This window comes from Kribbella sp. NPDC023855, assembly GCF_040639475.1.
Classification (GTDB): Bacteria; Actinomycetota; Actinomycetes; order Propionibacteriales; family Kribbellaceae; genus Kribbella.
On the sequence record NZ_JBFAAA010000003.1, the window covers coordinates 760,578 to 779,178 of the forward strand.

14 protein-coding genes are annotated in these 18,601 nt (G+C 69.1%); 7 read left to right on the top strand and 7 right to left on the bottom strand.

The features are described 5' to 3' along the window. Positions 1-63: 63 nt before the first annotated feature. The gene (locus AB0F51_RS14520; RefSeq protein ID WP_360279300.1) at positions 64-861 is read left to right on the top strand and encodes a hypothetical protein; all 798 of its coding nucleotides are present in this window, start codon (positions 64-66) and stop codon (positions 859-861) included. Here AB0F51_RS14520 and AB0F51_RS14525 read toward each other — a convergent pair. Both AB0F51_RS14525 and AB0F51_RS14530 read right to left on the bottom strand, forming a co-directional pair. Beyond that, positions 858-2,318, bottom strand: a complete 1,461-nt coding sequence (locus AB0F51_RS14525) for an NAD-dependent succinate-semialdehyde dehydrogenase (protein WP_360279303.1) — start codon at positions 2,316-2,318, stop codon at positions 858-860. The two genes, AB0F51_RS14520 and AB0F51_RS14525, sit on opposite strands and share 4 nt — an antisense overlap. A 55-nt stretch (positions 2,319-2,373) precedes the next feature. Further along, complete coding sequence (locus AB0F51_RS14530) at positions 2,374-3,402, bottom strand: MsnO8 family LLM class oxidoreductase (RefSeq protein WP_360279306.1); 1,029 nt, start codon at positions 3,400-3,402, stop codon at positions 2,374-2,376. 525 nt (positions 3,403-3,927) lie between these two features. On the opposite strand from AB0F51_RS14530, the gene AB0F51_RS14535 reads away from it, so the two are divergent. From AB0F51_RS14535 to AB0F51_RS14550, 4 genes are all read left to right on the top strand, one after another. Next, positions 3,928-6,843, top strand: coding sequence for a type 2 lanthipeptide synthetase LanM family protein (locus AB0F51_RS14535; RefSeq protein WP_360279309.1), 2,916 nt, complete (start codon positions 3,928-3,930; stop codon positions 6,841-6,843). Further along, positions 6,840-7,055 carry a hypothetical protein gene (locus AB0F51_RS14540; RefSeq protein WP_360279311.1) on the top strand — a complete coding sequence of 72 codons (216 nt, stop codon included), beginning with the start codon at positions 6,840-6,842 and terminating at the stop codon, positions 7,053-7,055. The genes AB0F51_RS14535 and AB0F51_RS14540 overlap by 4 nt, the downstream gene beginning before the upstream one ends. Positions 7,056-7,167: 112 nt before the next feature. After that, the gene (locus tag AB0F51_RS14545; protein WP_360279314.1) at positions 7,168-10,086 is read left to right on the top strand and encodes an AAA family ATPase; all 2,919 of its coding nucleotides are present in this window, start codon (positions 7,168-7,170) and stop codon (positions 10,084-10,086) included. Between the two features lie 181 nt (positions 10,087-10,267). Continuing rightward, entirely contained in the window at positions 10,268-11,497 is a 1,230-nt protein-coding gene (locus tag AB0F51_RS14550; protein ID WP_360279316.1) for an ROK family transcriptional regulator, read from the top strand. A gap of 37 nt (positions 11,498-11,534) precedes the next feature. On the opposite strand, the gene AB0F51_RS14555 is transcribed toward AB0F51_RS14550, so the two are convergent. From AB0F51_RS14555 to AB0F51_RS14570, 4 genes are all read right to left on the bottom strand, one after another. Beyond that, the gene (locus AB0F51_RS14555; protein ID WP_360279319.1) at positions 11,535-11,714 is read right to left on the bottom strand and encodes a hypothetical protein; all 180 of its coding nucleotides are present in this window, start codon (positions 11,712-11,714) and stop codon (positions 11,535-11,537) included. Then, positions 11,711-11,896 (bottom strand): hypothetical protein, encoded by a 186-nt coding sequence (locus AB0F51_RS14560; protein ID WP_360279321.1) that lies wholly within the window; start codon positions 11,894-11,896, stop codon positions 11,711-11,713. The genes AB0F51_RS14555 and AB0F51_RS14560 overlap by 4 nt, the downstream gene beginning before the upstream one ends. An 88-nt stretch (positions 11,897-11,984) precedes the next feature. Beyond that, on the bottom strand, positions 11,985-12,734 hold the full coding sequence (locus tag AB0F51_RS14565; protein ID WP_360279324.1) for an alpha/beta hydrolase: 750 nt from the start codon (positions 12,732-12,734) through the stop codon (positions 11,985-11,987). Next, entirely contained in the window at positions 12,731-13,414 is a 684-nt protein-coding gene (locus AB0F51_RS14570) for a DUF998 domain-containing protein (RefSeq protein WP_360279327.1), read from the bottom strand. Before AB0F51_RS14570 ends, AB0F51_RS14565 begins: the two co-directional genes overlap by 4 nt. A 58-nt stretch (positions 13,415-13,472) precedes the next feature. Here AB0F51_RS14570 and lysX point away from each other — a divergent pair, with 58 nt between their 5' ends. Then, positions 13,473-16,826 carry a bifunctional lysylphosphatidylglycerol synthetase/lysine--tRNA ligase LysX gene (lysX, locus tag AB0F51_RS14575; protein ID WP_360279330.1) on the top strand — a complete coding sequence of 1,118 codons (3,354 nt, stop codon included), beginning with the start codon at positions 13,473-13,475 and terminating at the stop codon, positions 16,824-16,826. A 142-nt stretch (positions 16,827-16,968) separates the two neighbouring features. Continuing rightward, a complete protein-coding gene (locus AB0F51_RS14580) occupies positions 16,969-17,943 on the top strand; it encodes a hypothetical protein (protein WP_360279334.1) in 975 nt (324 codons plus the stop codon). A 29-nt stretch (positions 17,944-17,972) separates the two neighbouring features. Here the strand turns inward: AB0F51_RS14580 and AB0F51_RS14585 are convergent, their stop codons facing one another. Next, complete coding sequence (locus AB0F51_RS14585) at positions 17,973-18,545, bottom strand: hypothetical protein (RefSeq protein ID WP_360279337.1); 573 nt, start codon at positions 18,543-18,545, stop codon at positions 17,973-17,975. Between the last annotated feature and the right edge of the window lie 56 nt (positions 18,546-18,601).

The following is an 18,601-nucleotide window of genomic DNA, read 5'->3' on the forward strand; positions in this document are numbered from 1 at the left end:
GGAACTGATCGCCGCCTGCGGACATAAACCTTCTGACGGGGCGGGCGACAGAAGTGGGCGACGATGCGGGCCAAACTGCTGGGCAGGCTGACGGTCGATCTCGGGATGCTGGTGGTGACCTGCGCCGTCCTGCTGGCCGTCCTGGTCGTTCCGGCCGGACGAGACGAGCGAACCGGGCCTGGCTCGTCGGCTGGAGACCCGGTGCCGGTGGCGTCCAACAGCGGGACCGGCGCTGGGTACGGCTCAGGTCACCCGGCTCCGTGGCGGCAGCAGAGCAGGAGCATCTCGCCGGACGAGCACGTCAGGCGGGTGCGCCGCGAGGACGGGATCGTGATGTTCGGCGACAGCATCTCCGTGCAGGACGGCAGGTCGCTGGCGGCGCTGCTGTCGCGCACGACCGGGGACAGTCTCGCGACGCACAACTGGTCCGGCCGGCCGACAGCGCCGGCGGTCGACGCGCTCCAGCAGTGGGCCGACGACTTCGGCCTGCCCCGCCGGATCCTGCTCAGTCTCGGTTCCAACGACATCTTCGACCCGGCAGGCTTCGCGGCCCAGGTCGACCGGGCGATGCGGATCGCCGGCCCGGACCGCACGGTGTTCTGGGTGAACGTCCAGGTCGCCCGCACCAGGCAGACCCCGGCCGCGCGGCTCGCGGATCAACGCAACAGTCAGTGGATCAACCTTCAGCTGGCGGCCGCCCGGCAACGGCACCCGAACCTGCGCATCGTCGGCTGGGCCGAGTTCCTCGCCTCGGATCCACGGCGGCTCACAACTCACCTGCGGGACGGCGTCCACACCTCGGTCCCGGTCGGCCAGCAGGCCCGCAACACGCTCATCGTGGGCGCCGTCCGGGCCGGCTAGTCGACGGCGACCGCGAGGTACTTGACCTCCAGGTACTCGTCGATGCCGACCGTGCCGCCCTCGCGGCCGAGACCGGACTGCTTGACGCCGCCGAAGGGCGCGGCCGGGTTGGAGACGATGCCCTGGTTGAGGCCGACCATGCCGGTCTCGAGCTTCTCGCTGACCCGGAGCGCGCGGCTGATGTCGCGGGTGAACAGGTAGGCGACCAGCCCGAAGTCGGTGTCGTTCGCCATCGCGACGGCCTCGTCCTCGTCCTCGAACGCGGTCAGCGGCGCGACCGGGCCGAAGATCTCCTCCTTCTGCAACCGGGCCGACTTCGGTACGCCGGTCAGCACGGTCGGCGGGTAGAAATATCCGTTGCCTTCAGCAACCTTCCCGCCGGTCAGTACTTCGGCGCCCTGCGCGACCGCGTCGTCGACCAGGTCCTTCACCTTGTCCCGCTGCTTGGCGTCGATCAGCGGACCGAGGTCGACACCGTCCTCGGTACCCCGGCCCACCGTCAGCGCCGCCATCCGCTCGGTCAGCTTCGCGGCGAACTCCTCGAGCACCGAGGAGTGCACGTAGATCCGGTTGGCCGCGGTACAGGCCTCGCCGCCGTTGCGCATCTTGGCCAGCATCGCGCCGTCGACCGCCTTGTCCAGGTCCGCATCGTCGAAGACCAGGAACGGCGCGTTGCCGCCCAGCTCCATACTCGTGCGCAGCACCTTCTCGGCGGCCTGCTCGATCAGCTTCACGCCGACCGGGGTCGAGCCGGTGAAGGACAGCTTGCGGGCGCGACCGTCGCGGATCAGCGGTTCCATCACGCCACCGGAGTCGTGGGTGGTGACGACGTTCAGGACGCCGGGCGGCAAGCCGGCTTCCGTCATCAGCTCGGCCAGCTTCAGCATCGACAGCGGCGTCTGCGCGGCCGGCTTGATCACCATCGTGCAGCCGGCGGCGACGGCCGGGCCGATCTTGCGGGCGCCCATCGCGGCCGGGAAGTTCCACGGGGTGATCAGCAGGCACGGCCCGACCGGTTGGCGCATCACCACCACCCGGCCCTTGCCGTTGGGCGCCACCTGGTAGCCGCCCTCGATCCGGACCGCCTCCTCGGCGAACCACCGGAAGAACTCCGCGGCGTACGCGATCTCGCCCTTGGACTCCGCGACCGGCTTGCCCATCTCCAGCGTCATCAGCAGGGCCAGCTCGTCGGCCCGCTCGGTCATCAGCTCGTAGGTCCGCCGGAGGATCTCCCCGCGCTCCCGGGGAGGAGTCGCAGCCCAGTCGGCCTGCGCCGCGACGGCCGCGTCCAGCGCCGCCATCCCGTCCGCTGGACTCGCGTCCGCCACGTCGCACAACGTCGTACCGGTGGCCGGGTCTTCCACAGCGAGGGTCTTGCCGCCCTCTGCTGGTCGCCACTTGCCTGCGATGAAGAGCTCGGTCGGACAACCCTCGACGACTTCCTGCTCGCGCGACATCAGCTCCGCCTTTCAGTAGACACCCCTACCACCTTAGGCCGGTGGTGCGGAGTGACTAGGCGGTGGCGACGAAGTGAGGGGCGTGGCGAGGGACGCTGCGGATCGCGCGGGTCAGGCCGGCTGCCACCGTGCGGAGGATGGCTGCCCGGACCAGCCCGTCGAAGGCGAGTGGGACCAGCATGACCTCGTCCGCTCCAGTGCTGGCCGCCACCGACGCCAGGCCGGCTGCTACTCCGGCCCGGGTGCCGATGACGTACCCGGGTTCGTCCACCAGCCGCTCTGCCTTGTTGCGCTCACGACTCGTGAGCGGCGGCTCCAGCAGCTCCATGAGCTCGGCAGGCGTTGCCCTGTTGGCAGCAGTCTTCAGCCGCGACTTCAGCCGCACGTACTCCGCCAGCCGCGCCACTGCCTCCTCTTCGGTGCTAGCGGCAACAACTCCCACTGTCACACCGACGTACGGCTTCCCCGTCGGTCCTGTCGCCTTGAAGCTGTCCCGGTACGCCGACGCTGACGCAACCGTGCACGCCGAGGCAACATGGTGAGTCAGGAAGACAGGCAGTCCCCGTACTGCGGCCACGTGCGCACCAGTCGGGTTGTCGGTCATCACGAAGACAGGTGGCGGCATTCCCGCCAGCGCGAGCCGAACGTCGCCAACAGGCGCACGTCCGGGCAGCCCGTCGCGCAGGAAGCGGCAGAGCTCATCCAGTCGCTGGGGAAAGCTGTCCTTGTCGGTCACGCCGAGCGCAGCCGCAGTACTGGGCGGGACAGCCGGCGCCTTGCCGACACCGAGATCGATCCGGCTCGGGTACGCCGCCGCCAGCGCCGCGAACTGCTCCGCGACCACGAGGGACTGGTGGTTCGTCAGCTGCACACTGCCCGAGCCCATCCGGATCCGGTCGGTCCTGGCGGCGAGTACTGCGGCCACGACCGCGGGGCTCGCCCCACCAACTCCGCGGACACCGTGTTGCTCGCCGATCCAGAACCGCCGGTAACCGAGGTCGTCAGCAGCCTGCGCCACCTCGACGGTCTCCCGGAGTGCGGCCGCAGCGGATTGACCCGGCACCTGCGGCACCACGTCGAGCACCGAGTGAGCTGAGACCGGGAGTCCGGGAGCGGATGTGCTGTACACCTGTCTACCGTTGCAGCCGGCGCCGGTTCGCACATGGGGGTTCGTCCCCCATGTTCTGCCTTGTCCGCACCTACGCTCGCAACCAGGTGCGGAGAGCGGAAATTGGGTAGCCCCGGCTCTTGCTGCCAGCTCGGCCGGTCAGGCATCGTTCACGGCACCGGAAGCTCGGCAACTCGCCGAGTGCACCGTGTCGGACGTTCCGTTGCGCTACCGGCGCCCAGGCACGCACCTCGACACCGCTATCGCTAACGGAACGTCCGACACGGTGCACTAGCACCTGGATTCCCGCACCGTACGGCCTTCCACCAGAGGCCGTCCGGCGTGGGCGATGCTGGACCGCGGGGTGCTGTACTCCCCAGTCGACACCCCGCGGTACAGCACCAGGAACCCCACCGCCCTTACGCCGGTCACCGGTCCTGGCAGGAATATGGGGGCTCCGTACCCATGGCAACACCCATGTCGCGATGTCAGCCTGGGCCCGTGCTCAACTCCGCAACCGCCGGGACCGCCCGAACCGACCAGCCGAACGCCTGGTGGTCCGCCGGGATGGGCCCGCATGAGCAGGGCTCCCCGATGCCCGCCTGGGCGGAGTACGTGGAGCGCAGTACGGCCAGGGCTGTTGTCTCTGCGCCGGTGACAGGTGATTGGCAGCAGGCGCTGGTCCGGTGCCTCGAGCCGTTGCTGGCCACTGCGCGGCAGGACCTGAGTGCCGCGGGACATGGCGGAGTACTGGCCGAGCAGTTCATCCAGCGGCTGGGTCTTCGCCTGGTCCGCTTGGCGTCCCGGACCTTGGTGCTGGAACTCGCCCGGGCTCGCGACCGGGGCGAGCTGGCCGGTGACACACCGGCGGAGCGATTTCTCGACTTCACCCACCGGCTCGTCGGAGGGAGCGAGCTGGCGGAATTCCTGGCCGCATACCCAGTGCTGGCCCGGGTCCTGGGCGAGGCGTGCCGGCAGGCCGTCGGGGGGCACCTCGAACTGCTGGACCGCCTCGCCGAGGACCGCGAGCAACTGATCGCGACCCTCCTGGAAGGCACCGACCCCGGCCCCCTGCTGAGCATCACCCCCGGCGGCGACCCTCACCGAGGCGGCCGCTCCACAGCCACCCTCACCTTCACCAACGGCCGCCAACTCATCTACAAACCAAGGCCGCTCGACCTCCACGCCCACTTCAACGACATCGTCAACTGGCTGAACACCAAGACCGGCTTAGGCCTCCAGACCGTCCGGCTACTCCGCCGCCCGGGCTACGGCTGGCTCGAGTACATCGACCACACCCCGTGCAACGACCTAACCGAGGTACGCCGCTTCTACGAGCGCCAAGGCGCCCTGCTTGCGTTGCTCTACGCGCTCGACGGTACCGACATGCACTACGAGAATCTCGTCGCGAGCGGGGATCAGCCAGTCCTGGTCGACGTCGAGACCCTGTTTCATCCGGCCGTTGCCGCCACCGGTCCCCTTGCTCAGGACCCGGCTTACGCCGCCTTCCTCAGCTCAGTCTCCCGGACCTCGCTACTCCCCCTGATGGTGGTCGGGGAGCATGGTGCGGCCGACCTTTCCGGCATCGGCGGCGACGAGGGCGTCAGCCCTCACGAGGTGGTCGACTGGGCAGACGCCGGCCTGGATTCCATGCACCTGGTTCGTCGTGCCGGCCGCACCCGGCATCGCGGCAACCGCCCCACAGTCGACGGTTCAGTGCCGGAGCCCAGGGATCACGAAGTCTCCCTCCTGGCGGGGTTCCGGGCCGCGTACGAGGCGATCGCCTGGCACCGTGCCGAATTGCTGGGCCCGGACGGACTACTGGCGCGCTGCGCGGCGGACGAGATCCGGTATGTGGCACGGCCCTCGCGGGTCTATGCCTTCCTGCTGGACGAGTCGACCCATCCGGACGCGCTCCGCGATGCGATCGGCCACAGTCAACTGCTGGATCTGTTGTGGGACGCCGATGAGAAACTGCGACGGTTGGTGCCCGCGGAGCTCGCCGATCTGTGGTCGGGCAACATCCCGATCTTCACCGCCCGGCCCGACAGCCGTGACGTGTGGGCAGCAGATGGTTCCCGTATACCCGGTCTGCTGGAAACCGAGGGACTCGCCGCCGTCGAGGCCAAGATCGCGGCGATGGGCGAGGTCGACCAGCATCGCCAGCGGTGGGTGATCTCCGCCAGCCTCGCCACCCGTCCCGAGCCGGTGCTGCATTCGGGCACCGTGACCAGAGCCGGCCTCGGCGCCACCGAACCCGATCCGGACCAGCTGCTGGCGGCGGCCACCGACATCGCCGACGAGATCATGGCCCAGGTTCTCGGTGAGTCCGGCGAACGAGCGAACTGGCTCGGCCTCGAACTACTCGACGATCACCATTGGACCGTTCTTCCGATGGGCGCGGGGCTCACCAACGGCTTTCTCGGGACCTCCTTGTTCCTGGCGCAGATCGGAGTTCTGACCGGCGCCGACAAGTACCGCGAACTGGCCCGCGACGCGATCCGCCCGATGCCCCAGATCCTGGAAATCCTGGCAACGAATCCCGAGTTCGTGCAACCCGTCGGCGCCGGTCTGCACGGTCTGGGCGGAATCAGCTACGGCCTCAGCCGGCTGGCGGACCTGCTGGATGACTCGACGCTGTCCAAGTGGCTCGTCCTTGCGCTTCAACTGATGGAGCGCATCCCGTCGACCGAAGAGGGGTTCCCGAGTTACACCGAAGGCGCGGCCGGCGGGCTGACCGCGGTTCAAGGCATCGACGGACATCCGGAGGCCGGCCGACTGGCTGCCCGGTACGCCGACGAACTGGTGGCCGCAGTGGATCTCGGAGTGCGCCCTGGGAACGCCGAACCGCCGGCCGGGTTCGCTCGTGGCTATGCGGGCTTGGCCTGGGCCCTCGGCAACCATGCTTCGAACGGGTCGCGGTACGCCGAGGCGGCTCGTGCCTCGGCCGGTCTCGATCGGCAAGGCGGCGTAGCGGACGCAGGTTGGTGCGCCGGCTACGCCGGCGCTGTACTCGCCACCCTGCGGGCGGGCGAGCCGGCAGATCTGGAAACCTACTTGCGCTACAGCGCTGAACGTCCGGTGCTTGCCGACATGAGTCTGTGTCACGGCGAGCTCGGCGCGGTCGAGCCACTCCTGTGGCTCACCAAACGCGATCACCCAGCCGTCGAGGCGATCCGGCGCCGCCGGGCCGGGCTGGTGCTCGCCGCAGTACAGCAGTACGGGCCGCAGTGCGGAACGCCACGCTCGGTGCCATCGCCAGGTCTGTTGACAGGACTGGCCGGCATTGGCTATGGCTTACTCCGCCTCGGTTTTCACGGGCAGATCCCGTCCGTTCTGCTGCAGGAACCGGCATCCGGCCGGCCCCCATCACAGGGCCTTACCGGCGGCCACCATTCGACAGGGGAAACACCATGACCGTCCACGACCGCAACGACGACCGCGACCCGCGCCCGACCGGGGGCGACCAGATCGATCCGCTCGGCCCCATCAGCCCGCCCAAGCGCAGCAGGATCGGCAGTCGTGCACTGGCGCTGGTCGGCACCGCCAGCGTTGCGACGATGGCCGTCCACACCGTCGTCGACGGCTGCTCGACTTTGACGACCATCAACGATCCCAGTTTGGCCTAGCGGACAAGAGGCGGCCGGAGTGATCACCGCGGCTTCAACCAAACGAGTGATCCACTCCGGCCGACCAGCCGATCCGCCTGCGATCTGGTCGGTCCACCATTAGAGTGCAGGGATGCGGACCCATGCGCCCAGAGTGGTCGGCAGGGATGGGGAGATCGGTCGGCTCGGTGATCTGCTGGCTGCCGCCCGTTCCGGCCGTGGCGATGCTGTCTTCCTGACCGGCGAGCCAGGGATCGGTAAGACCAGGCTCGCCGCGGTAGGCACCAGCCTCGCGCTCGAAAGCGGCATGCTCACCCTTCGCGGGCGCGTCGGAGCGGTCGGGGCGGCGACTGCTTTCCGGCCGTTCACCGAAGCGCTCCTGTCGCTGATCCGTCGCGGCGAAATGCCTGATCCGGAGGCCCTCGGCCCTTATCGGCGGGTGCTGGGACGGCTGGTTCCCGATTGGGACGATCACACCACCGAGACTGCCATCTCAGCAGTGGTGCTCGGCGAAGCCATCCTTCGGCTGCTCGGCATAGCGGGTCGCGGTCGCGGTTGCCTCCTGGTTCTCGAGGACCTCCACGGAGCCGATCCGGAGACGCTGGCCGTCATCGAGTATCTGTTGGACAACCTCGAGGACCAGCCGATAGCCCTGATCGCCACCGTGCGCTCGGAGCCCTGCCCCGCCGGAGAACTCGCCCAACTGGCAAATCAGTGCGGCACGGCCAGTTCGCTGGAGCTCGGCCCACTCACTCGCGACCAGGTCAGGCAACTCGCGGCCGGCCGCCTCGAGGTCGACCCCGCAGCCGTGCCCGAGCAACTCGCGGACCGGTTGTGGGCGGACAGCGCAGGCGTCCCGTTCGTCGCCGAGGAACTGCTGCAGGAAGCGAGCCGGTCGGGCCAGTTGCTGTCCGGGGTGGATGGCGCTGTCCAGGTCGTCGACAACCTGAAGATGACTGTTCCGGCGGCAGTGGTGCACAGCATCAACAGCCGGACGGACCAGCTGGGGCCGCAGTCCCGCGAACTGCTGGCGCTGGCGGCGGTGATCGGGCACCGCTTTCCCCTCAGCGTGGTTCGGCAGGCCAGCGCCGTCGACGAACGACAGCTCCTCGCAACGTTGAGGGCCGGGCTGGCCGCCCAACTGGTCGGCCCGGACGAGCCGGTCCCGGACTGGTACGCGTTTCGGCATCCCCTGACCGCCGAGGCGCTGCTGGCCGGCTACAACCCGACTGAACGCGCGACGCTGGCGCGGCGCTGTGCCGACGCGATCGAGGTCCTGCATCCAGGGCTGCCCGGCGAATGGTCGCTGATGGTCGCGGAGCTGGCGCAGACCGGCGGAGATCCGGCCCGCGCGGCGCGCCTGTTCGCCGAGGCCGGGCGGCGGTCCTTCGACCAAGGTTCGCTGCACAGCGCCGCTCAGCTGCTCGACCGGTCCTATACCTTGCTGGCCGACGATCCTGACATCGGCTACCGCGCCGAGGTGCTCGGTTCACTGCTGCTGGCCCTCGGCGAATCCGGCCAGTTCGAGCACCCGGCTGCTCGGCCGGAGCTCGTCGACGAACTGGCCAGCCGCGGTCTGGACAGCCGTCGGGTCGCCGCGCTGCACGTCCGGCTCGCGGAGTTCGAATACTCTGCCAGTCGCTGGGCGTCCGCGAGTTCACACGTGGGTACAGCTCGAGCCCTCCTCGGTCCGGACGCCGGCGACGCTGACCTGGCTCCGCTGCAGGCGATCGCGGCAGTGCTGGAAATGACCAGGAGCAGTCCCGGACGCCTCAAGTCCGCTGCCAAGCTGGGCATCGAGGCTGCTGAAGCCGCTCAGCGCGCCAAGCTGCCGACAGTCGAAGCCGATGCTTGGCAACTCCTCGGCATCCTGGCCCGCGAGCACGACCTCGAACAGTCGATCAGCTACTTCCAACGCGCGCGGCAGGTAGCCACCGACAACAACATGGGCCTGCAGCGCGTCATCGCCCACATCTTCCAGGCCGGCACGATGTGTCTGGCCGACGGCGACGTCACCGAGTTGGAGACAGCCAGACGGCAGGCACTGAAGATCGGAGCGATCCCCAGCGCCTATGACGTCGACCAGGTACTGGCCCAGCAGGCCGTGCTCCGCGGCGAGTACGACGTGGCGGCGATCAAGATCGCGGAGAATCTGGAGGTCACCCGGCGACTCAGGCTGAGTCGCCGGGCACCCTACTTGCTGGTGACCAAGGCGATGCTCGCAGGCCACCAGGGGCAGCGTGTGGCGATGGAGCAGACGATCGCCGAACTGGCGGAGTACGGGGAGAGAGCCTCCCACGAGCTCCCGGTGTCCTTCGGGTTGGCACGCACGTTTTGCGCCTTACTCGAAGAGAATCGCGAGCTGGCCGAATCGGAGATGGCGCAGGCACTGGCTTACGACGCTCAGAACCCGACCCAGTTCCACTTGGCCGGTAAGAACGGCGCCGCCTTGCTGCTCGGGGTGCTCTCGAGGCGAAACGGGTGGGCTCATTTCGAGGCGGCGACATCGTCCGCGACAAGCCGGATGCGCTGGAACAGACAGTTCGTCCAATTCGCCCACGCGGTGTTGCTCGGTCGCGACGGCCGGTTCGAGGAAGCCTGCACCAAGATCGAGGAGGCACTGAAGAGCGCAGCGATCTATCCGATGGCACGACACATGGGCTTGCGACTGGTGGCCGAGCAGGCTGCGGCTGATGGGTGGGGGGAGCCGGTGGGGTGGTTGCGGCAGGCTGAGGATTATTTTCATAATGCTGAGGTGCCGGCGGTGGCCAGTGCTTGCCGGAGTATGTTGCGGCAGCTCGGGGCTACGGTTTCGCAGCGGCGTACTGGGTCGGACCAGGTGCCGGCGCATCTGCGGCAGCTGGGGATCACGACGCGGGAGTTCGAGGTCGTGCAGCTGCTGGTGGACCGGATCGGGAACAAGTCGATCGCGTCGCGGTTGCACATCTCGCCGCGGACGGTGGAGAAGCACGTCGCCAGCCTGATGACCAAGACCCAGCAGCCGGACCGGGAGGCGCTCAGCAGCTTCGCCCGGACGGTGTTGCAGGACTGATCCCGGATCCCGCGCGTGTGCTGGGCGGCAGGACGGGCTGCGGGTGATACTTGTCGACTCACGGATTTTCCGGGCGACCGCCAGCCCTCCGAGATCCGGCGGCACACGCGCAACTGGCCGGTTCATTTATGAACGCTCGCTTTATATATAGGATGGGCGAGTGGCAGGCAAGGGGTCGGACATGAGCAAGGGAACGGTCGGCGGCGGCGGTACGACGATGCTGCGACGGATCAACGTCGCCGCGGTGCTGGACGCGGTCCGCCGCTCGGCACCGGCACCGTTGCGCGTCGCCGAACTGGTCGAACGCACCGGACTGGCCCGGCCGACCGTGGCCCAGGCAGTCGACGAGTTGCTGGACGCCGGCTGGTTGCAGCAGCACGGCCCCGACTCCGCGGACCGCTCGCTGGGCCGCCCGGCCATCCGGGTCTCCCTGCGCGGGCGCGCGGCCCCCGTGCTCGGGCTGGACGTCGGCCCGCACCGCGTCACCGTCGGCGTCTCCGACCTGGCCGGCCGCAAGCTCTCCCTGGTACGCCGGTCCGGCCCCGGCTGGACCGCCCAGGAGTTGCTCGGGGTCATCAGTGAGGTGATCACCGAGGCGCTCGCCGAGGCGGAGGTCCCGGCCGGGGACATCGCGGCAGCCGTCGCGGCCAGCCCCGGCATCGTGGACGAGCACACCGGCCGGGTCCAGCTGGTCCCGAGCGTTCCGGGCTGGTCCGCGGTCGACCTCACCAAGCACGTCCGCAGCCTGCTCGACTGCCCGGTCATGCTGGACAACGACGCCAACCTGGCTGCTCTGGCCATCGCCGCGGCTCGCGGCGGCACGGGCACGTTGCTGGCTGTCCAGTGGGGTGAGCGGCTCGGTGCCGGCATCGTGATCGACGGCCGGCTCCACCGCGGTACAGGCGCGGCCGGTGAGATCGGCTTCATCGCCACCGCACCGGACGACGTGATCAACCCCGAGGACAGCCGTGGCCCGCTGGAACGTGCGGTCGGCTCCGAGGCGATCGCCGAGCTGGGCCGTCAGGCCGCACTGGCCAACCCCGACTCCCGTCTTGCCGAGCTCGGCCGCGACCAACTCGACACTGCCGACGTCTTCGCGGCCGCCGCCGAGCGCGACCCGGTTGCCCAGGCCGTGGTGCAGCAGGTCGCCCGCGACTTCGCCCGCGCCCTTGCGCCCGCAGTACTGGTGCTGGACCCGACTGCCGTTGTCATCGGTGGCGGTGTGGCCCGGGCCGGAGCGGTGCTGCTGGATGCCATCTCCGACCAGCTCCGGCTGCTCACCCTCAACCACCCGAAGCTGGAGCTGTCAGCACTGGCAGAGGACGCAGTCGTCACCGGCGCCATGCGGATGGCGCTCGACGAGGTCTGGCAGCGCAAGCTCCCCACTCCCGCCCTCACCACCTCGGCCTGACCAACACCTCCCCCGAGCGGCAGGTCCCCTGCCTGACTCACAAGCCTGCCTCGACCGGGCCGTGGATCGTCTTGATCCCTGACCGGCCGCACCAGCAGGTGTAGGTGAGGTGATGAACCACCCGGCCGTCGTCGCCGACGGTCCGGGTCATGCCGTTGACCATCGTCAACGGCAGTAACTGCCGCTTGCCGCAGTGGACGCAGGTGATGACGATCATCGCCGGACCGCCCAGGGGTGCAGGCGATCCAGTTCGCGCTGCCGCAGCCGGCAGGCCGTTCGCAGCCGCTCCCGAGCGACTCGGTGCCGTGGCGTGGCACTCCGTCCGCGATCGACCCGGCCGTCGTCGACGCGCCAGCTCCAGCGCAGCCGGCGGCTGACCAGCGTCTCCAGTTCGTTCACATGCCCCACCTCTGCCACTCTCAGTTACTGACACGAGTGTTTCAGTGGAATGAGCATAGAACTCCCCCGCCAGGACCGGCAAGCCCTTTCAGGCGAGGTTGGTTACGGCCTTTGCGATGGCGTCGGGGCGGTCCAGGTGGACCAGGTGTGCCGAGTCGGGCAGCACCTCGACCGTCGCACGCAGCTGAGCGGCCAGCGCCCGCTGACCCGCGAGCCAACTCTTCGCGGTGAAGCGCGAACTACCACCCGTCGCCACCAGAACGATCGCGGGCGGCAGGCGATCCGGCACCGACTCCAATAGCTTGGCGACCTCAGCGGCGAGCGCCCAGCTACCGGCCAACTCGTCCCAGAACAGCAGCCACGAGTCAGCGGCCCCGAACCGATCGCGAACAGTTGCCCTAGGCAATGAACTGCTCTTCCGGATACTGCCGACCCACACGAAGGCCCGCCACACCGACGTCCCCAGCAGCCCCGGTACGCCGATGCGCCCCAGCACCCGTAGTACCGAGCGGACCAGCCGGTCGCCCCGCGTGCCCGGATAGAGCCAGCGCCAGCCCGTCTCCGACGTGAGGCTGGAGTCGACCAGGACCAGCCTGTCGATCTCGCCGGGATGGGTGAGCGTCCAGCGCAGTGCAGCGAGTCCACCGATCGAGTGGCCGACCAGTCCCACCGGGACCGTCACACCGGAACTCTCGCGCAACGCCTCGACCGGCGCGGTGATCGGCGTACGCCAGGCATCGACCACGTGCAGGTCGTCGTCCGGAAGCAACGACACGACCTCAGCGAACTCCTCGGGCGCCTCAGCGAGACCCGGCAAAACCACCCAGCTGGTACTCATCGGGTGAAAGCCTGCCTCAGACCAGGCAGCAATGTCGCCAGCATTAAGCAGACCAGCCCCACCGACACCCGTTGCAGGATCCCCGGCTGATGCAGATCACCACCGGTCAGGACTTCGAAGCTCATCACGATCATCAGCCACACCTGCGTGAAGATCGCCCCTGCGGCCAGGCCGGCGACCACCTTGCCCCAGAAGCCGCCCCAGCCCGATCGACGCAGCACGAGGATGGCGAAGACGCCGAGGCTGACACTCCCGAACCATGCGATGCTCGAGGTGATCTCGTGCAGAAGGAACGCGGTGCTGGAGTGTCCCGCCGCGGCGTCCCGGCAGGCCTGGCTCACCGACGGCGCGCAACTCAGCGGCAGCAACGCGTCGGACAGTGTCCCGGCGCCGAAGACGGCCGAGCTGATCAGCAGCCCGGCGATGTCGCGGTGCATCCGGGCGGCCGGCCGGCCGAGGATTGCCGCCAGCAACAACAGGACGGCCGAGCCCAGGTCCAGCGCCCGCGCGTACAGGCTGGTCTTCTGGTCGAGCGCGCCCAGCTCGCTGAGGAACGAGGTGTGAACATCCAGGGGGTAGCCGGCCATCAGTTCGAGCAGGAGGCTGCAGTACAGAACTCCCGCGCCGATCAGGACACCCCGCATCAGCCGGTAGGGAAAGCGGGCGGGGACGGCCGTCATGCGGGCCAGAGTGACACACAAGACCAAAGTCACTACCCCGGGATGGGATGATCGCTGGGTGTCGTCGGAACAGGTCATCCCGAAGTGGAAGCAGCGTGCGGCTGTCTGGGTCGGCCGGGTCGTCGTTGTCGCGTCGGTCTGGTCGTTCCTGGCGATCCCGTTGCACCTGGTCGTACCGGAGTACGTGAAGCGGGTCGACCTGGCCTTCGACTTCTTCGGCATCCCGGCCGGTCACACCTTCTTCTCGGCGGTCTACCTCGCCGTGGTCGGCAGCGCACTGCTGCGCGGCAAGCGGGCCGCGCTGCTGTGGGTGCTCTGGGTCTTCGAGGTCCTCTGGCTGCTCTCCGCGGTGGCCGCGGTCGGCCTGACCAGCGTCCGGCTGGCCAATCCGCGCGACCAGAACCTGATCGAGGAGTTCGGCGAGGCCAAGCCGCAGGATCTCGAGCTCGCCATCGCGCAGGTGATCGTGGTCGCCTCGCTGGTGCTGCTGCTCTGGAAGATCCGCGCCGCCTTCCCGGCCCGGCTGGCGCCCGGTACCCGCCGGCAGGCGGTCGCTGCGCTGGTCGGTGGCCTGCTGATCTCGATCGCGGTCAGCATCACGCTGACCCAGATCTTCCCGAAGACCCTGGAGGGCCAGAAGGAGAAGATCGGCTGGGCCGTGATCGCGGCACTCGGCCAGAGCCGCAGCAAGATGGGCGCCGGGCACGAAGGCCACGGTTGGGTCGGCCTGACAGTAGGCGCGATCTCCGCGGCCTGCCTGGTGATCGCCTTCGCGATCTTCCTGCGCTCGGTCCGCCGGGTCCGCTACCTGAGCCAGCCCGAGGAACTGCAGCTGCGCCGGCTGCTGCTCGAGTACGGCGAACGCGACTCGCTCGGCTACTTCGCCACCCGGCGCGACAAGGCCGTGATGTTTGCCCCCGACAACGAAGCGGCGATCGCCTACCGGGTGGTCAACGGCGTCAGCCTGGCCAGCGGCGATCCGATCGGCGATCCGGCCGCCTGGCCCGGCGCGATCCAGCGCTGGCTGGCCGAGGCCCGGACCTACGGCTGGTCCCCCGCCGTCCTGTCGGCCAGCGAGGAGGCCGCGCACGCGTACGTCGACGCCGGCCTGCGAGCGCTCGCGATGGGTGACGAGGCGATCATCGACGTCGCCGACTTCACCCTCGAAGGCCGGACCATGCGCCCGGTCCGGCAGGCCGTCACGCGGGTCCAGCGCGCCGGCTACCACGCGGAAGTGGTCCGGCACGGCGACCTGTCGCCCGAGGCCCTGGCGGAGTACGTGCAACTCGCGGAGAAGTGGCGTGGTGCGCAGACCGAGCGGGGCTTCTCGATGGCGCTCGGCCGGCTCGGCGACCCGGCCGACGCGCGCTGCGTGATGGTGATCGCGCGCGACTCCGACGGCGTCGTACGGGGTCTGCTCTCCTTCGTCCCGTGGGGTGTGCGCGGGGCCTCGCTGGACCTGATGCGGCGCGATCCGGAGTCTGTGAACGGCCTGATGGAGTTCATGGTCAACGGGCTCGTCGAAGCCAGTGGCGACCTCGGCCTGCACCACATCTCGCTCAACTTCGCCATGTTCCGGGAGATCTTCAGCGACGCCGAGCGCGTGGGCGCCGGGCCGGTACTGCGGCTCACCAACGCGCTGCTGACCGCCGCGTCGAGGTTCTGGCAGCTGGAGAGTCTCTACCAGTCCAACGAGAAGTACCTGCCGCGCTGGTCACCCCGGCTGATCTGCTACTCCCGCGGCGCCTCGCTGGCCCAGGTACTGCTGGCCGCCGGTACTGCGGAAGGCTTCCTCCCCGCGCCTCGCCCGTGGACCCGGGTCGACAGCCTGGAGACAGCCGAGCGGCACGCGATCATGGCGGCCGACGGCGGCCAGTTCGCCGCGGCCGTTCGGCAGCAGGAGCAGGAACTGCTGCGGCCGGTGCTGCCGGACCGCAAACTCACCGAGCAGGAGCAGATCCGGCGGGCCAAACTCGGCCAACTCGTTGCCCAGGGCATCGAGCCGTACCCGGTCACGGTGCCGCGCACGGAGACGCTGGAACGGATCCGCGCGCTGTACCGGAACCTCGCGCCCGATCACCACACCGGCCAGGAGGTCTCCGTCACCGGCCGGGTGATGCGGATGCGGAACCACGGAGGCCTCTCCTTCGCGCAACTGCAGGACGGTTCTGCGACGCTGCAGGTGATGCTGTCCGCCGAGACCTGCGGCGCCGAGGCCGTGCAGAACTGGCGGCGCCTGGTCGACATCGGCGACCACGTCAGCGTCACCGGCGAGGTCGTCACCAGCCGCCGCGGCGAACTGTCGATCGCGGGGACCGAGTGGCTGATGGCGGCGAAGTGCCTGCATCCCCTGCCGGACAAGCGCAAGGGCTTCACCGACCCGGAGGCACGGGTCCGTCAGCGGCATCTCGACCTGGTGATGAACCCCGACTCGCTGCAGATGATGCACCATCGCAGTACCGCGGTCCGGGCGTTGCGGAACGGGTTCGAGTCCCGCGGCTTCATCGAGGTCGAGACGCCGATGCTGCAGGCGGTGCACGGTGGCGCGAACGCGCGGCCGTTCGTCACCCACATCAACGCCTACGACACCGACCTGTTTCTGCGGATCGCCCCCGAGCTGTTCCTCAAGCGGCTCAGCGTCGGCGGGCTGGGCAAGGTCTTCGAGCTGAACCGCAACTTCCGCAACGAGGGCGCCGACGCGACGCACAACCCGGAGTTCACCTCGGTCGAGGCCTACCAGCCGTACGCCGACTACACCGTGATGCGCGAACTCACCCGCGAACTGCTGATCGAGGCCGCCACCGCGGTCTTCGGCAAGCCGGTGGTGCAGCGCCCGGACGGTGAGATCGACATCTCGGGCGAGTGGCCGGTGATCACCGTGCACGACGCGGTCAGCCGCGCGGCCGGCGTACCGATCGACTCCGGTACGCCGGTCGAGACGTTGCGCGAGCTGTGCGCCAAGCACGGCGTGCACGCCGGGTTCGGCCTGTCGGCGGGCGAGCTGGTGCTCGAGCTGTACGACGAACTGGTCGAGCCGGCCACCACCCTGCCGACCTTCTACACCGACTTCCCGCTGGAGACGTCACCGCTGACGCGTACTCATCGGACCGACCCACGACTGGCCGAACGCTGGGACCTGGTCGCCTTCGGCGCGGAGATCGGTACGGCGTACTCGGAGCTGGTCGATCCCGTCGAGCAACGGCGGCGGCTCACCGAGCAGTCGCTCAAGGCGGCGGCCGGCGACCCCGAGGCGATGTCGCTGGACGAGGACTTCCTCAGCGCGCTGGAGTACGCGATGCCACCGACCGGCGGGCTCGGCATCGGCGTCGACCGGGTGATGATGATGCTCACCGGGCAGAACATCCGCGCCACCTTGGCGTTCCCGTTCGTCCGTCCGGCGCCCCGCAACTGAAAAACCGGCTTGTTGTCAGCAGGATGGAACCGGGCGGCGAGGTCTCCCGTCTGACACGATGCGGTCATTGGGGATGCTGGAAAGCCCTTTGCCGCATAGGGTTTGCTGACAAGGGGATTCTTCTAGGCGTGGGGGCATTTTCATGCGCAGAGCTCTGTCCATCACGACCGGTGTCGCCGTGCTGGCGCTGCTGGCCGGCTGCGGCGGTTCGGACGACAAGAAGACGTTGACGAGTGAGGACCCGGCGACCAGTACGCCGACGACCGCACCCACCAGCGCGCCGACCTCGGCACCGACTTCGGCGCCCACCTCGGCACCGACCACGACAACACCGTCGGTACCGGCCGGGCCGCTGACGCAGGCGCAGTACCAGACGGCGTTGATCCGGCTCGACCAGCGGCTGGCGGGTGACATCAACGCGCTCGCGACGGTGAAGACCGAGAGCAGCCTGAGCGCCGCGATGGAAAACCTGACCCAGACGCTGAACGCGGAGTCGCGCGCGCTCGGATCGATCAAGCCACCGGCCCGCGCGGTCGCCGCCAACCGCGTGCTGCAGCTGCGCCTGAAGGCCGCCGCGAACGCACTGTCGGCCGGTGACACCAGCGACGTCGGTTGCGGCGGACTCGCGTACGTCTCCCAGTCGCTGCAGCGCCAACTCACCACCACGATGTCCACCGCCGTCGCCCAGCTGCGGACCCTCGGCCTGATCTTCGGCCGGACCCTGCCGGACCTCGGCCCCGAGCCGACCGACACCCGGCCGGCCAACGGCGACGTCATCGTCCGCACCGGCGCCGGCGGCAACGGCGCGCTGCGGGTGAAGAACGGCTCCGCCCTGGACGTCGCGGTCTCGATCGTCACCCCCGGAAAGCCACCGAGCAAGCCGCACATCATGCTGTACGTCCAGTCGAAGAAGACCGCGACCGTCTACCGGATCGGCGGCGCGTACAACCTGTACGTGAAGAGCGGCAAGGACTGGAACCCGAAGCGTCGCCAGTTCAGCTCCGACTGCTCCTTCAAGCGGTTCGACCAGGGCTTCAGCAAGAACCAGGGCTGGGAAGTCCAGCTCAAGCCGTCAGTCCTGGGCAACGCCAGCTCGAGCAGCGTCGACCCGTACTGACCACCTCAGCCGAAGGTTTGAGGTGGGGCTCAGCGGCGGAGTTTGCCGAGTAGGACCAGCAGGGTGTCCGCGAGGGTGGGCGGCTTGGGCTGGTCCGGCGGTCCAGTCGGCGTAGCGGTGGGCGTGACCGTCGGCGGCGGGCTCGGCGTACCGGGTGTGCTGGGCGGCTGACCCGGGTCGGTCGGCCGCGGGACGGGCGGGGTTTTAGTTGCTGGAGGCATTGAAGGGTTGCGGCGCTCGACCACTCCCGGTGTCGGCTCCGGAGTCGGTGGCTCTGAAAGTAGCGAGGTGGTCGCCGACGGACGCCCGTCGCCCGGCCCACTCGTCGCCGGCGGCTGCCCCGGCTGCCCGTTCTCGTCCAGCGGCCCGGTGGACAGCGGCGGTGACGACGGCGTCGGCGTCCTCTCCTGAGGAATCGCGGGCAACGTCTCCGCGGCCTCACTTGGTGGAGGCGGCCCAGTCACCGGCTTGGCAGCCTCGACCCCAGCACCACCCGGCAAGGGAATCACCGGCGCCCGTGGCCCACCCACCAAGGCGACCACCAGCAAAACGGCACACACCCCCACCGGCACGACGACGGCAACAACAACACGGCGGGACATCCTCACAAGACCCGAACCGTACCGTTCAAAGGGCTGTTTGAAACACCCCTTCGACA

Bases quoted from the DNA above. Each gene is read 5' to 3' on its own strand.
- AB0F51_RS14570 (WP_360279327.1), bottom strand. From the start codon at position 13,414: ATGACGGCCGTCCCCGCCCGCTTTCCCTACCGGCTGATGCGGGGTGTC.
- AB0F51_RS14555 (WP_360279319.1), bottom strand. From the start codon at position 11,714: ATGATCGTCATCACCTGCGTCCACTGCGGCAAGCGGCAGTTACTGCCG.
- AB0F51_RS14520 (WP_360279300.1), top strand. From the start codon at position 64: ATGCGGGCCAAACTGCTGGGCAGGCTGACGGTCGATCTCGGGATGCTG.
- AB0F51_RS14540 (WP_360279311.1), top strand. From the start codon at position 6,840: ATGACCGTCCACGACCGCAACGACGACCGCGACCCGCGCCCGACCGGG.
- AB0F51_RS14580 (WP_360279334.1), top strand. From the start codon at position 16,969: ATGCGCAGAGCTCTGTCCATCACGACCGGTGTCGCCGTGCTGGCGCTG.
- AB0F51_RS14550 (WP_360279316.1), top strand. From the start codon at position 10,268: ATGAGCAAGGGAACGGTCGGCGGCGGCGGTACGACGATGCTGCGACGG.
- AB0F51_RS14525 (WP_360279303.1), bottom strand. From the start codon at position 2,318: ATGTCGCGCGAGCAGGAAGTCGTCGAGGGTTGTCCGACCGAGCTCTTC.
- AB0F51_RS14565 (WP_360279324.1), bottom strand. From the start codon at position 12,734: ATGAGTACCAGCTGGGTGGTTTTGCCGGGTCTCGCTGAGGCGCCCGAG.
- AB0F51_RS14545 (WP_360279314.1), top strand. From the start codon at position 7,168: ATGCGGACCCATGCGCCCAGAGTGGTCGGCAGGGATGGGGAGATCGGT.
- AB0F51_RS14585 (WP_360279337.1), bottom strand. From the start codon at position 18,545: ATGTCCCGCCGTGTTGTTGTTGCCGTCGTCGTGCCGGTGGGGGTGTGT.